This is a genomic window from Micrococcus sp. 093350064-1, assembly GCF_053627955.1.
This window is the reverse complement of sequence record NZ_JBSEYU010000003.1, coordinates 134,483-146,561: the sequence shown is the minus strand read 5'-3', so window position 1 is coordinate 146,561 and position 12,079 is coordinate 134,483. Positions and strand designations below refer to the sequence as shown.

Sequence of the window (12,079 nt, the reverse complement as noted above, 5' to 3'; positions counted from 1 at the left end):
CCCTCACCGGCGAGGTGGGGCCCGTCGTCGAGAGGATGCTCAGGAGTCGAAGCCGAGCGCCCATCCCTCGCCGAGGTCCTCGGACGAGTAGGTCCGGAAGGCCAGCATGGTCTCGGTGTCCTGGATCCCGTCGACCTTGGAGAGGTGGTCGGCGATCACGTCGGCGAGGTCCTCGTAGCGGCGCACCGTGACCATCGCCACCAGGTCCCACGCGCCGGTCACGGAGTAGACCGACCCGACCCCCTCGAGCGCGGCGAGGGTCTCGGCGGTCTCCGGGATGCTGGATTTGTCGGTCTTGATCAAGACGATGGCGGTGACCACGGGCGGTCCTCATTTCCTCGATGCTGCGGGTCCGGTGTCCGCGATGATCCTAGCCGCGCGCCGACCCCTCACCTCCGGGTGCGGCGCACCAGCCAGGCGGTCACGGCCCGGCGACCCAGGAGCAGGACGCCCAGCACCCCGAGCGCCACGAGCACGAAGGACACGGGTGCGCCACCGAGGCCGAAGGCCACGCGCAGGACCATCCCGACGGCGACGGTCCCCAGCCACACGATCACGCCGTGGGGCCACACGCGGGCCCAGGTCCGGTGTCCGGAGGTCAGCCCGGTCATGAGCAGGAGACCCGCGAGGAACGGCGCCGCCGTGACCAGCAGCCCCAGCGGCCCGCGCTCCGTCGCGTGCTGCCCCTGGCCCAGGGCCACGAAGAGGAGGGTGAGCAGGAGGTCGACGGACAGCGCCGGCAGGGCGCCGCGCGGGTCACGGTGCTCGGCGGGCACGGCACGACGGGCGGAGGGGGAGGACGTCATGCATCCAGTCTGGCCCACCGACTCGTCCGGACGCAGCGTCCGGCCAGGGGCGGCTCGGCGGACGCGCCCTACGACAAGACAGGACAATTGTCAGAGATAGGCTCTCTGTATGGTGTCCGTGCATCTGGTGCCCATCCGACCGACCGCCGCCACGGCCGACGACGCCCGACGTCTGGCAGCGGCGCTGCTCGACGATCCCCGCCCGGACGCGGCTGTGACCTCGGCGGCGTGGCGTGTCGACCAATCCGACCCGGACGGCGAGGCGGCGTCGCACGACGGCGAGCTGGCCGTCGTCCTCGACGACATGACGGCTGCGGTGGGCCTGGCGCTGTGGGCCGTGCGGACCGGGTCCTGGGCGGTGCTGCTGAATCCCGAGGGTGCCTCCGACAAAAACTCATCGTTATCACACCTGACTCCAGCCGAGCGACGACGCGCCCGGCGGGCACCGGGACGGCTGGTGCTGCCGCACGGACGTGGCCCGGGCCGCGCCGCGGAGGCCGGCGGAGAGGCTGATCTGCGCTGTGCGGAGGCCACCCTGCAGCTGGTCGCCACGGTGGAACGGCGCCGGTCCGGTGACCAGCATGCAGCGGGGCGGCTGGTCGAAGCCGGTGCCAGTCAGCGAGAGGCGGCGGCGGAGCTCGGGATCAGTCAGCAGGCCGTCCATTCCCGGTTGCGGCACGGGCTCTGGCACGAGAGCCGGACGGCGGTGTCGGCTGTCCTGCCGTTGCTGGAAAGGCTGTCTGCAGACCCGGGGGAGTGAACCCCGGCACGCGGCGTCTGTACCGCCCGGCGCGGCCACCTTGCCCAGCTTACGACGCAGCGCGTGCCACGCAGGGTGGCGCTCGAAGGGGAGGCGAAGAACGGGCTAGTTGACATAATGTACATTATCGGCGCAACGCAGAACGGCGGACAGGGACGCCCGCGCGGCGGGTCTCGCGCGTAGCCTGGACCCATGACGATCATGACCGACCAGCGCGACCGCCCCCTGCACGCGACGATCGCCGTCGTCCTGGCCATCGCCACGGCGGGCTACCTGGCTCCGTGGGCCATTGCCGCCGTCCGCGGCCGTTCCAACGTGTGGGCGGTGTTCTGGGTGAACCTGCTCACGGGGTGGACCGTCCTCGGCTGGTGCATCGCGCCGTACATGTCACTCACCAGCCATCGCCGGCTGCGGCCCTGGGGTCCGCGCGGCCTCTGACCGCGCGGACCGCCCCTCAGGACAGGCGCGCGACGACGGCCCGCACACCGTCTCCCTCGGCGACCAGGCATCGCGGGCCGTCGACGTCCGCCTCGTCCGTCTCGGACAGCTCGACCGGCACCTCGAGCTCCCCCGTCGCATCGGCGCCGATCACGCGGAGGGTGAGATCCGGGGCGCGCGTCTCGAGGTAGGTCCCGGACTCGTCGTGCATCTCGAGCCGGGCCTGCGGGATCTCGCCGCGCACGGCGGCTGCGAGGATACGGCGCGCGTCCGGGTCGGTGGCGGCGTCCACGACCCAGCGGTGTCCCAGGACGGAGTGCTCCACCTCGGCCACGACGTCTCCCTCGGCGGGTGCGTCGCCTCGGTAGGCGAACGGGGTCTGGTAGAGCCGGTCGCCCACGCGCACGACCATCGACTCGACGCCGATCTCGCCGGCGGGATCGTCGAGCCGGTACGAGCCGACCTTCTCGGCGGTCACGTCCTCGGGCAGTCCGTGCGCCACGAGGCGGCGGCGGATCCATTCGGGCTTGTCCGGGTCCAGGCGTGCGGTGTAGATGAGAGCCATGCCCCGACCGTAGCCCTGACGTCGTCCGCCCGGGAGGGCCCGCCGGCCGGCGGCGCGGCTCAGCCCTGCACGGCTCGCACGGCGTGGTCCATGGCCCGGTAGGCGTCGAGCTCGCGGGCTTCGGCCGCGCCACCGATCAGGCGCACCGCCTCCGGCGCGTAGCCCGCAGCCACCAGGTCCTCGACGAGATCCGTCTCGGACTCCTGCCCGGCGCACACGACGACGTCCGTCACATCCAGGGTCAGCGGCACGCGTGTCTCGGGGTCCTCCGGGGACGGCGCGGTCACGCGCAGGCCGTCGGGGCCGAGGCCCTCGTAGGTCACACCGGAGTGCAGGTGGACCCCGTGCCGCCGCAGCTCGGCGCGGTGTACCCAGCCGGTGGTGGGGCGCAGTCGGACGCCGATCGGTCCGGGGCTGCGCTGGAGCAGGTGGACCTCGCGTCCGGGGTGGGCCGCGGCCGGCTTCGCCAGCTGGCCCGGCGTCTCCGCGGTCAGGGCCACGCCCCAGCGGGCCCGCCAGTGCTCCTGCGTCTCGGGCGTCCCGTCCGGCCGTTCGGTGCCGGCCGCCAGGGCCTCGGCGACATCCACGCCCACGCCGCCGGCGCCGATCACCGCGACGCGCGGACCGACGTCGACGTGGCCCAGGACCACGTCGTCGTACGCATGGACGGCGGGCGCACCCGGCTCCCCCGCCCCGGGCAGATCGACGGGCCGGGGCCGCACGCCGGTGGTGAGGAGCACCTCGTCGTAACCCGGCCGCCCGTCGTCGGTCAGGAGTGTCTGTGCGGATACCTCCTCCCCGGTCACGAGCGTCACCCCGGACGCCGCCGCGCGGGCCGCCAGGTGCTCCAGCGCGGGACCGAACTCCTCCTTGCCGGGGATGCGCCGGGCGAGCCGGAACTGGCCGCCGGGCTCGGCGTGCCGGTCGAACAGGGTGACCTCGTGCCCGAACCGGGCCGCACGCTCCGCCGCCGTGAGGCCCGCCGGCCCGGCACCGACCACGGCGATCCGGCGCCGGCGGCCGAGGGCCACCGGGACGGGCGCGGCGTACTCCGGCTCCGTCTCCCGCCCGGCGCGGGGGTTCATCAGGCACGAGACCTTGGCCCCGGTGAACACGTGGTCGAGGCAGGCCTGGTTGCAGGCGATGCACGGGGTCAGGGTCCGAGCGCGCGGGTCGCTGATCGCGGCCATCCACTCGGGGTCCGCCAGCAGGGGCCGGGCCAGCCCGACGAGCGCGGCGGCCCCGGACGTCAGCGCCTCCTCCGCCTCGGCGGGGGTGGTGAGCCGGTTGGAGGCGATCACGGGGATGTCGACGGCGGCGGTCAGGTCAGCCGAGGCGGCGAGGAACGCGGCGCGCGGCACGGAGGTCACGATGGTCGGCACACGCGACTCGTGCCACCCGATGCCGGTCATCAGGACGTCCGCTCCGGCGGCCTCGAAGGCCCGGGCGGTGTCCGTGATCTCCGCGCGCGTCTGCCCGTCGGGGACCAGGTCCGCCGCCGAGGTGCGCACCGAGAGCACGCCGCGCTCCCCCAGCGCCTCGCGCACGGCCGCGACCACCGCCACCGGGAACCGGCGTCGGCGCTCGGCGTCACCCCCGTACTCGTCCGCGCGTCGGTTCGTCGCCGGGGCGAGGAACTGGTTGAGGAGGTAGCCCTCCGAGGCCATGATCTCCACGCCGTCGTATCCGGCCTCCAGGGCCAACGTGGCCGCGCGTGCGAACGCGTTCACGGTCCGCTCGATGTCCGCGGCCGTCATCTCCCGGGGCGTGTGCCGCGAGATCGGCGCTCGCACCGCGGAGGCCGAGACCAGGTCGGGGCTGGGGGCGTAGCGTCCCGCGTGCAGCAGCTGGGCGAGGATCCTGCCCCCGGCGGCGTGGACGGCGTCCGTGACGACGCGATGGGCGCGCGCGTCCTCCTCGCTGGCGAGCATCCCCCCGCCCAGCGTCACCGTGCCCTCCGGGACCACACCCAGGCCGCCGGTGACGATGAGCCCGACGCCGCCGCGTGCCCGCTCCGCGTAGAACGCCGCCAGCTGCGGCAGGTCGTCGTGCCGATCCTCCAGTCCCATGTGCATCGAGGCCATGACCACCCGGTTGGGCAGCCGGAGGGGGCCCAGAGTGATCGGCTGGAGCAGGGGCGAGACCGCGACGGGTGAAGATGTCATGCAGCTCACATTACCGGGCGGTAGCCCCCTCCTTCCAGGACCGCCTGGGGACACGCTGTGTCCAACGCCACTGCGTAGGGCAGGATGGGGATCACACGTCGACGCGCGGCAGACCCGTCCGCGCACCCGACACGGAGGGGAGCGCACGCATGGAGTGGATCGAGGCGAACGCGGGCTGGCTGTGGCTGGTGCTGGCCGCCGGCCTGGCCGGCGTCGAGCTGCTGACCCTCGACCTCGTCTTCCTGATGATCGCCGCCGGGGCCGGCGCGGCGGGAGTGGTCGCGCTCGTGGGCGGCCCGCTGGCGCTCCAGCTCGCGGCGTTCGCCGCCGTCGCCCTGCTGATGCTCGCCGCCGTGCGCCCCGTCGCCCTGCGCCACCTGCGCAAGGACACCGGCGCCGGCGCCTCCTACCTGGACACGCTCCCGGGGCGCCGCGTCGCGGCCCAGGGCGCGATCACCGGCGACGCCGGCACGCTCGCCGTCGACGGCGACACCTGGTCCGCCCGCGTCGAGCCCGGGGCGCCCGACGTCGCCCCCGGCGACGAGGTGACCGTCCTGCGCATCGACGGGGCCACCCTGGTGGTCCGCCCGCTCCCCCGCATCGACTGGGAGGCGGACGGCGCCTGAACCGCCCCACGTCCTCGTTCCGACAGCACCGACCCCAGAAGAAGGGACCCCGATGGAAACCCTCATCGTCCTCGTCGTCCTCGCCGTCCTCGCGGCGGTGATCGTGGCCTCCTCGGTCAAGATCATCCCGCAGGCGCGGACGGCCAACATCGAACGCCTCGGCAAGTACAACCGCACGGCCGGCGCCGGGCTGACCCTGATCATCCCGTTCGTGGACCGCATGCTCCCGATGGTGGACATGCGCGAGCAGGTCGTCTCCTTCCCGCCCCAGCCGGTGATCACCGAGGACAACCTCGTCGTCTCCATCGACACGGTCGTCTACTTCCAGGTCACGGACGCCAAGGCCGCGACCTATGAGATCGCCAACTACATCCACGCGGTGGAGCAGCTCACCACCACCACCCTGCGCAACGTCGTGGGCGGCATGAACCTCGAGGAGGCGCTGACCTCTCGCGACTCCATCAACTCCCAGCTGCGCGGCGTGCTGGACGACGCCACCACGCGCTGGGGCCTGCGGGTCTCGCGGGTGGAGCTCAAGGCCATCGACCCGCCCATGTCCATCCAGGACTCGATGGAGAAGCAGATGCGCGCCGAGCGCGACCGCCGCGCCGCCATCCTCACCGCCGAGGGCACGAAGCAGGCCGCCATCCTCACGGCCGAGGGCGAGCGCCAGTCCCAGATCCTCTCCGCCGAGGGCGAGGCTCAGGCACGCGTGCTGCGCGCCAACGCCGAGGCCGAGGCGATCGAGGTGGTCTTCGACGCCATCCACTCCGGCGGCGCCGACTCCGAGGTCCTGGCCTACCAGTACCTGCAGTCCCTGCCCAAGATCGCCGACGGCCAGGCCACCACCATGTTCGTGGTCCCCGCCGAGCTCACCCGCGCCCTGCAGGGCCTCGGTGAGGCGTTCGCCCCCGGCGACGGCGACCGCCCCACCCCGGAGCGCGCACCCCGGCGTCGGGACTCCGGGGACCGCGCGGGCGAGCCGGGCGCCGAGCACGTCGGCGTCACCCCGGAGCGCGCGCGTCGGCCGCGTGGGTCCCGCCCCACCACCGCGGACGCCCTGCGCGCCAGCGGCGTCATGGACGCGATGACCGCCGGCGCGGTGACGGCGGAGGACATGCCGCAGACCTCGCTCGACGAGGCCCTGGCCACGCCGCAGGAGATTGAGCCCGACCCGTCGGCCGGCCGCACCCCCGGCACCCGCCCGGCCGGCGAGGCCGACGGGAATGCTGTGGGACACTGAATGGTTCCATCAGTGAGGACGACCCGCCGCGCCTCGATCGGCCCGCGCCCCCGCGCGGGCCTCGGCGCGGCCTGACGAGGAGGAAACGTGAGCGATCGCAGCCTGCGGGGCATGCGCCTGGGCGCGCAGTCCCTGGAGTCCGAGGCCGGCGTCGAGCCCGCCGCCCGGCAGCGGGTGGAGTACCGCACGGAGGACGGCGAGCAGGTGTTCGTGACCTTCTCCGTGGAGGCGGACGTGCCGGCCACCTGGACCTCGAAGACCGGCAAGGAGGCGTTCCTCGTCAGCGGCGAGAAGCCGGCTGAGACCGAGGGCAAGCCCGTGCGCACCCACTGGGACATGCTGCGCGAGCGCCGCAGCCTCGAGGAGCTGGAGGAGACCTACAAGATCCAGCTCAACAAGCTGCGCGCCAGCCGCGGCGAGGAGGTCGACGCCTGACCCGCCGCTCCCCCATGCACGACGGGGCCGGATCCGCCATGGATCCGGCCCCGTCGTCGTTCGGGGGCTGTGCGCCTCAGAGGCCGAGGCGGGCGCGCAGGCCCTCCCAGCGCGCGGCCAGGCCCCACCGGGTCACGTTGACCACGGCCTCGCCGATGATGCCGCCGCTCATCTTGGACTCGCCGAGCTCACGCTCCACGAACGTGATCGGGACCTCGACGATCCGCTTGCCGAGGCGGGCCGTGCGGAAGGTCATGTCCACCTGGAACCCGTAGCCCTTGGACTCGATCGCGTCCAGGTCGATCGCACGGAGCGTGTCGGCCCGGTAGGCGCGGTAGCCCGCCGTGATGTCCGTCAGGTTGAGGCCGAGCATGATCCGCGGGTACAGGGACCCGGCCCACGAGATCATCTTGCGGGAGGTCGGCCAGTTCACCATCTTGCCGCCCGGCACGCGGCGCGAGCCGATCACCAGGTCCGCGGTGCGGACGGCCTCCAGCAGGCGCGGCAGCTGCTCGGGCTGGTGCGAGCCGTCCGCGTCCATCTCGACCAGGACGTCGTAGCCGCGCTCCAGGCCCCAGCGGAACCCGGCGATGTAGGCGCCGCCCAGGCCGTCCTTGGTGGTGCGGTGCAGCACGTCCACGGAGGGGTCCTCGGCGGCGCGGGCGTCGGCCCAGTCGCCGGTGCCGTCCGGGGAGGCGTCGTCCACCACGAGAACGTCGGACTCCGGGACGGCGTCACGGAGTCGGCCGAGGGTCAGCGGCAGCGACTCGATCTCGTTGTACGTGGGGATGATGGTCAGCACGCGCATGTGCGGTTCTCGCCTTCCGGCCGGGGTCGTGGGGGCGGCCCGCCGGTCGGACGGGCCATCGCATCCGTTCGAGTATAGGAAGCGGAGGTCTCAGGCCGGCGTCGCGGCGTCGTGAGCGTCGCGGGCCACGTCCTCCGCGGCGATCCGGCCGTCCACCCAGGTGGCCCGCCAGCGGGGCAGGGCGGTCTCGGCGTCGAGGGCCGGCAGCAGCGGGGTGCCGGCTCGGGTGTCCGTGCTCCACGCCGCCACCCGGCCGTCCGGCGACTGCACAGCCACCGCGTCCGCGTCCCAGACGCCGAACACGGCCGGGGCCGACACGCTCAGGCGCGGGGCGACGGACAGGCGTGCCGCCGGAGCGTCGGGCAGCGCGCGCAGCGGGGTGCGGGTCGCGGCGGCGAAGGCGGAGCGGGCGGAGATGCGCTCGTCCGGGTCGGGGTGGGACAGCGCCGACCGGACGGCGGCCCACGGGTCCCCGGCCGGGCCGGCGCCCAGGCACACGGTGACGGCGTCGGCCAGCAGGCTCGCCACGGGGGCGTGCAGCACGCCGTCCGCGTCGGGGACGACGGTGGCGCTGACCCCGGCGGCGGCCAGGAAGGCGCGGTCCTCGGCGGTGACCGGGTGGGTGACCACGAGCCGATGGCGCACGCGGCCCAGGGCGGCGGTGCCGAGTTCCTCCGCGACCGAGCGCAGGGCGGTCAGGGCCACGTCCTGGGCGGCGGGCCCGGCGTCCGCACCGCCGTCGGGGACGAGGTAGGCCTGCTCCCCCGCCTGGGTCGAGGCCGTCAGGAGGCCGGTGAGCGTGGCGGGGTCGGTGTCGGTCCCGACGGGCAGCCACACCCCGGCCGCCTCGGCGTCCACGCGGTCCGCGTGCCGGTAGACGACCGTCTGGACGTCCTCGTCGGCGGGCGCGGCGCCCGCGTCCTCGGGCCCGGCCAGGACCGTCACGACGGCGGTGCCGCGGCTCAGCGCGTCCCGCGCGTCCGCGGGCCGGGCCAGCGGCTCGACGAACACGGGCACGACGACGGCGCCGTCGAGGTCCCGCCGTTCGTCACCCGGGTCGGCCACGCGGTCCGCGGAGTCGTCCGCGCCGAGCCAGGCGATCATCCCGTCCCGGACCAGCAGCGCCTGTGCGTACGGGTCCGTCGTCGAGTGGATGATGCCGCGGGTCAACAGGTGTGCGCTCACCCGCCCACCCTAGCCCGTGTCAGTCCTCGTCCGCGCGCGGCGCCGAGGCCGCCGGCAGCGAGGTGGCCACGACGCCGCGGGAGACGAGGTCCGCGGCCCGGCGGCAGGCACGGCTGCGACGGGTGTCCCCGGGGACGTTGGCCAGCTGGCCCAGCACGTCGATGACCTGCCGCGCCCAGCGGACGAAGTCGCCCGCGGCGAGGTCCGCGCCGTCAAGGGTGCGGCGCAGGGTGGCGCCCCGCACCCAGCGGTGCATGGGTGCCACCAGCCCGGGGTCCGTCCGGGGCGTCGGCTCGAGCCGGGCCTGGGCCTCGTCCGTGCGCAGGCGCTCCTCGATGCGCTCGGCGGCCTCCGCGACGCGCGCGAGCCGGGGGGTCGGCATCGGGACCAGTCCGGGCTCGGTCTCCCCCTTGCCCTGGTACACGAGCAGCGCGGCGACGGCGGCCCACTCCTCCGGCGTCAGGCCGTCCATGGCCGGATCCTGCAGCACCAGCGAGGTGAACAGGTCCCGCTCGCCGTAGATCCGGCGCAGGGCCCCGCCGCGCTCCGTGAGCGCCGCACGGGGTGAGGGCGCGTCCTCCTGCACGTAGCCGTAGGCGCGCAGCAGACCGACCACGCGGTCGAACGTGCGGGCGATGGTGTTGGTGCGGCCCGCGATGCGCTCCCTCAGGACGGAGACCTCCCGCCGCATGGCCCACCAGCGGTCGCCCCAGCGGGCGTGCTCCTCGCGGTCCTGGCAGCCGTGGCACGGGTGGCGGCGCAGCGCCCGGCGCAGCTCCTCGACCCGGGGCGCGGCCGGGTCCTCCCGGAGGCGGAAGCCCGCCGTGCTGCGGCCTCCGGCGGGCGGGCGGCCCGTGCGCACGGCCTCGCGCATGAGCGCGGCGACGTCCTTGCGCTGCGCGGGCGTCTTCACCTGCACCACCTGGGGCAGGGCGGCGCCTGCCACCGGCTCGACCGGCCCGGCGACGTCGTCCACCGTGATGCGGCGCAGCTGCGCCTTGTCCGTGACGACGCCGACGCGCGGATTCTGGGGGTTGCCGGCGGGGAACACGACGACGGCCCGGCCGAGTGAGCGGCCGGCATCGAGCTCGACGACGTCCCCGACCGCGAGGTTCGCGAGCGAGTCCTTCACGGCGGCCAGGTGGGCTCGACGGCGTCCCTGCGAGCCGGACTTCTCCGCGGCCGCGAGCTCCTTGCGCAGGGTGAGGTACTCGGCGAAGTCGCCGAGGTGACACTGCATGGCCTCCTCGTACTTCTCGAGGCTGGCCTGCTTCGAACGGAGCTCGCGGGCCAGGCCCACCACGGAGCGGTCCGCCTGGAACTGGGCGAACGAGGACTCGAGGATGCCCCGCGCCTGCTCCGCGCCGACCTGCGCCAGCAGATTAGCGGACATGTTGTAGGTGGGCCGGAACGAGGAGCGCAGCGGGTACGTGCGGCGCGAGGCCAGGCGCGCGACGGCGGCCGGGTCCAGCCCGGGACGCCACATCACCACGGCGTGGCCCTCGACGTCGATGCCGCGGCGGCCCGCCCGGCCCGTCAGCTGGGTGTACTCCCCCGGCGTGATGTCGACGTGGTTCTCGCCGTTGAACTTGACCAGCTTCTCGATCACCACGGAGCGGGCCGGCATGTTGATGCCGAGGGCGAGGGTCTCCGTGGCGAACACGGCCTTGAGCGCGCCGGCGGTGAACAGGTCCTCGACGGCCTCCTTGAACGGGGGCAGCATGCCGGCGTGGTGGGCCGCGAAGCCCCGGGACAGGCCGTCCCGCCACGCCCAGAACCCGAGGATCTCCAGGTCCTCGACGGGCAGCAGGCGCGCCGCCTCCTCGACCCGCTCGGCCACGAGCGCCTTCTCCCGCGCCGTGGTGAGGTCGAGCCCGGCCCGCAGGCACTGCTCCACGGCGGCGTCGCAGCCGGTCCGGGAGAAGATGAAGGTGATGCATGGCAGCAGCCCGTCGCGGTCGAGGACCCGGATCATCTCTGGGCGCGACGTGGACAGCCGCGGTCCGCGCCGCGGGCCGCCGTCGTGACCGCCCGGCCGACCGGAGACCGGCCGCTCCCGGTCCAGTGCGGACGAGCCGGTCCGGCCCCGGCCGCCGTCGCGACCCGTGTGCCGGCCGCCCCTGGCCCGCCCCTTCGTGCCGCCCCCGCGCCCGTCGCGGTGCTGCTGCCGCCCGGGGCGCCCCCAGTCGGCGCGCTGGAACCGGCGCTCGGCCTCCTCCCCCAGGCGCTTGAGCTCGGGGTTGAGCAGGGCCTCCCCGTCCCGGTCCGCGGCGTCCTCGAAGGCGATGTCCTCGGCGAACAGGTCGTAGAGCCGGCCCCCGGCCATGATGTGCTGCCACAGCGGCACCGGCCGGTGTTCCGAGACGATCACGGTGGTGGCGCCCCGGACCGTGTCGAGCCAGGCGCCGAACTCCTCGGCGTTGGACACCGTGGCGGACAGGGAGATCAGCTGCACGTGCTCGGGCAGGTGGATGATGACCTCCTCCCACACCGGTCCCCGGAACCGGTCGGCGAGGTAGTGGACCTCGTCCATGACGACGAAGCCGAGGTCGATGAGGGTGTCCGACTGCGCGTACAGCATGTTGCGCAGCACCTCGGTGGTCATCACGACGACGGGCGCGTCCGGATTGACGGAGGTGTCCCCCGTGAGCAGGCCGACGTTCTCCGCGCCGTGCACGCGGGCGAGGTCCGCGTGCTTCTGGTTGCTGAGGGCCTTGATGGGGGTGGTGTAGAACGCCTTCGTGCCGCGGGCCAGGGCCAGGTGGACGGCGAACTCGCCGACCACCGTCTTGCCGGCACCGGTGGGCGCCGCGACGAGGACGCCGTGGCCGTCCTCGACCTCGGCGCACGCGCGGCGCTGGAAGTCGTCGAGGGGGAAGCCCACGCGTGCGGCGAACCGGCCGAGCTCGGAGCCGGCATGGTGCCGGGCCGCCCGGGCACGGGCGTAGCGCCCCGCCGGGCTCAGCTCGGGTTCGTCGTGCGGGGTCGCGGACGCGGGATGGTGGGCCATGGCCCCACCCTACTGGCGGGTCCGGACACCGTCGTGCT

12 protein-coding genes are annotated in these 12,079 nt (G+C 74.3%); 5 read left to right on the top strand and 7 right to left on the bottom strand.

Annotation, left to right across the window (positions count from 1 at the left end):
• Positions 1 to 39: 39 nt before the first annotated feature.
• Together ACUW6W_RS04570 and ACUW6W_RS04565 are read right to left on the bottom strand one after the other, a co-directional pair.
• Entirely contained in the window at positions 40 to 321 is a 282-nt protein-coding gene (locus tag ACUW6W_RS04570; RefSeq protein WP_123243830.1) for an Lrp/AsnC family transcriptional regulator, read from the bottom strand.
• Positions 322 to 389: 68 nt separating this feature from the next.
• Positions 390 to 806 carry a DUF3054 domain-containing protein gene (locus tag ACUW6W_RS04565; protein WP_123243831.1) on the bottom strand — a complete coding sequence of 139 codons (417 nt, stop codon included), beginning with the start codon at positions 804 to 806 and terminating at the stop codon, positions 390 to 392.
• Between the two features lie 109 nt (positions 807 to 915).
• Here ACUW6W_RS04565 and ACUW6W_RS04560 point away from each other — a divergent pair, with 109 nt between their 5' ends.
• Complete coding sequence (locus tag ACUW6W_RS04560; RefSeq protein ID WP_123243832.1) at positions 916 to 1,566, top strand: hypothetical protein; 651 nt, start codon at positions 916 to 918, stop codon at positions 1,564 to 1,566.
• 192 nt (positions 1,567 to 1,758) lie between these two features.
• A complete protein-coding gene (locus ACUW6W_RS04555; RefSeq protein ID WP_152743475.1) occupies positions 1,759 to 2,004 on the top strand; it encodes a superinfection immunity protein in 246 nt (81 codons plus the stop codon).
• 16 nt (positions 2,005 to 2,020) lie between these two features.
• Here ACUW6W_RS04555 and ACUW6W_RS04550 read toward each other — a convergent pair whose 3' ends face one another.
• On the bottom strand, positions 2,021 to 2,569 hold the full coding sequence (locus tag ACUW6W_RS04550; protein WP_073116899.1) for a maltokinase N-terminal cap-like domain-containing protein: 549 nt from the start codon (positions 2,567 to 2,569) through the stop codon (positions 2,021 to 2,023).
• A 59-nt stretch (positions 2,570 to 2,628) separates the two neighbouring features.
• Positions 2,629 to 4,734 carry an oxidoreductase gene (locus ACUW6W_RS04545; RefSeq protein ID WP_454179862.1) on the bottom strand — a complete coding sequence of 702 codons (2,106 nt, stop codon included), beginning with the start codon at positions 4,732 to 4,734 and terminating at the stop codon, positions 2,629 to 2,631.
• Between the two features lie 149 nt (positions 4,735 to 4,883).
• Here ACUW6W_RS04545 and ACUW6W_RS04540 point away from each other — a divergent pair, with 149 nt between their 5' ends.
• The 3 genes from ACUW6W_RS04540 to ACUW6W_RS04530 all read left to right on the top strand — a co-directional run bounded on the left by ACUW6W_RS04540 (position 4,884) and on the right by ACUW6W_RS04530 (position 7,038).
• A complete protein-coding gene (locus ACUW6W_RS04540) occupies positions 4,884 to 5,360 on the top strand; it encodes an NfeD family protein (protein WP_061867282.1) in 477 nt (158 codons plus the stop codon).
• A 52-nt stretch (positions 5,361 to 5,412) separates the two neighbouring features.
• Positions 5,413 to 6,603, top strand: coding sequence for an SPFH domain-containing protein (locus ACUW6W_RS04535; protein ID WP_036315078.1), 1,191 nt, complete (start codon positions 5,413 to 5,415; stop codon positions 6,601 to 6,603).
• An 87-nt stretch (positions 6,604 to 6,690) separates the two neighbouring features.
• A complete protein-coding gene (locus ACUW6W_RS04530) occupies positions 6,691 to 7,038 on the top strand; it encodes an RNA polymerase-binding protein RbpA (protein WP_060774975.1) in 348 nt (115 codons plus the stop codon).
• Between the two features lie 76 nt (positions 7,039 to 7,114).
• On the opposite strand, the gene ACUW6W_RS04525 is transcribed toward ACUW6W_RS04530, so the two are convergent.
• From ACUW6W_RS04525 to ACUW6W_RS04515, 3 genes are all read right to left on the bottom strand, one after another.
• Complete coding sequence (locus ACUW6W_RS04525) at positions 7,115 to 7,846, bottom strand: polyprenol monophosphomannose synthase (RefSeq protein ID WP_152743477.1); 732 nt, start codon at positions 7,844 to 7,846, stop codon at positions 7,115 to 7,117.
• A gap of 90 nt (positions 7,847 to 7,936) precedes the next feature.
• Complete coding sequence (locus ACUW6W_RS04520; RefSeq protein ID WP_454179859.1) at positions 7,937 to 9,031, bottom strand: hypothetical protein; 1,095 nt, start codon at positions 9,029 to 9,031, stop codon at positions 7,937 to 7,939.
• Between the two features lie 19 nt (positions 9,032 to 9,050).
• On the bottom strand, positions 9,051 to 12,041 hold the full coding sequence (locus ACUW6W_RS04515) for a DEAD/DEAH box helicase (RefSeq protein ID WP_041103785.1): 2,991 nt from the start codon (positions 12,039 to 12,041) through the stop codon (positions 9,051 to 9,053).
• Positions 12,042 to 12,079: the final 38 nt, after the last annotated feature.

Coding starts and splice junctions, on each gene's coding strand:
- ACUW6W_RS04565 (WP_123243831.1), bottom strand. CDS start 806: ATGACGTCCTCCCCCTCCGCCCGTCGTGCCGTGCCCGCCGAGCACCGT.
- ACUW6W_RS04560 (WP_123243832.1), top strand. CDS start 916: ATGGTGTCCGTGCATCTGGTGCCCATCCGACCGACCGCCGCCACGGCC.
- ACUW6W_RS04555 (WP_152743475.1), top strand. CDS start 1,759: ATGACGATCATGACCGACCAGCGCGACCGCCCCCTGCACGCGACGATC.
- ACUW6W_RS04550 (WP_073116899.1), bottom strand. CDS start 2,569: ATGGCTCTCATCTACACCGCACGCCTGGACCCGGACAAGCCCGAATGG.
- ACUW6W_RS04545 (WP_454179862.1), bottom strand. CDS start 4,734: ATGACATCTTCACCCGTCGCGGTCTCGCCCCTGCTCCAGCCGATCACT.
- ACUW6W_RS04540 (WP_061867282.1), top strand. CDS start 4,884: ATGGAGTGGATCGAGGCGAACGCGGGCTGGCTGTGGCTGGTGCTGGCC.
- ACUW6W_RS04535 (WP_036315078.1), top strand. CDS start 5,413: ATGGAAACCCTCATCGTCCTCGTCGTCCTCGCCGTCCTCGCGGCGGTG.
- ACUW6W_RS04525 (WP_152743477.1), bottom strand. CDS start 7,846: ATGCGCGTGCTGACCATCATCCCCACGTACAACGAGATCGAGTCGCTG.
- ACUW6W_RS04515 (WP_041103785.1), bottom strand. CDS start 12,041: ATGGCCCACCATCCCGCGTCCGCGACCCCGCACGACGAACCCGAGCTG.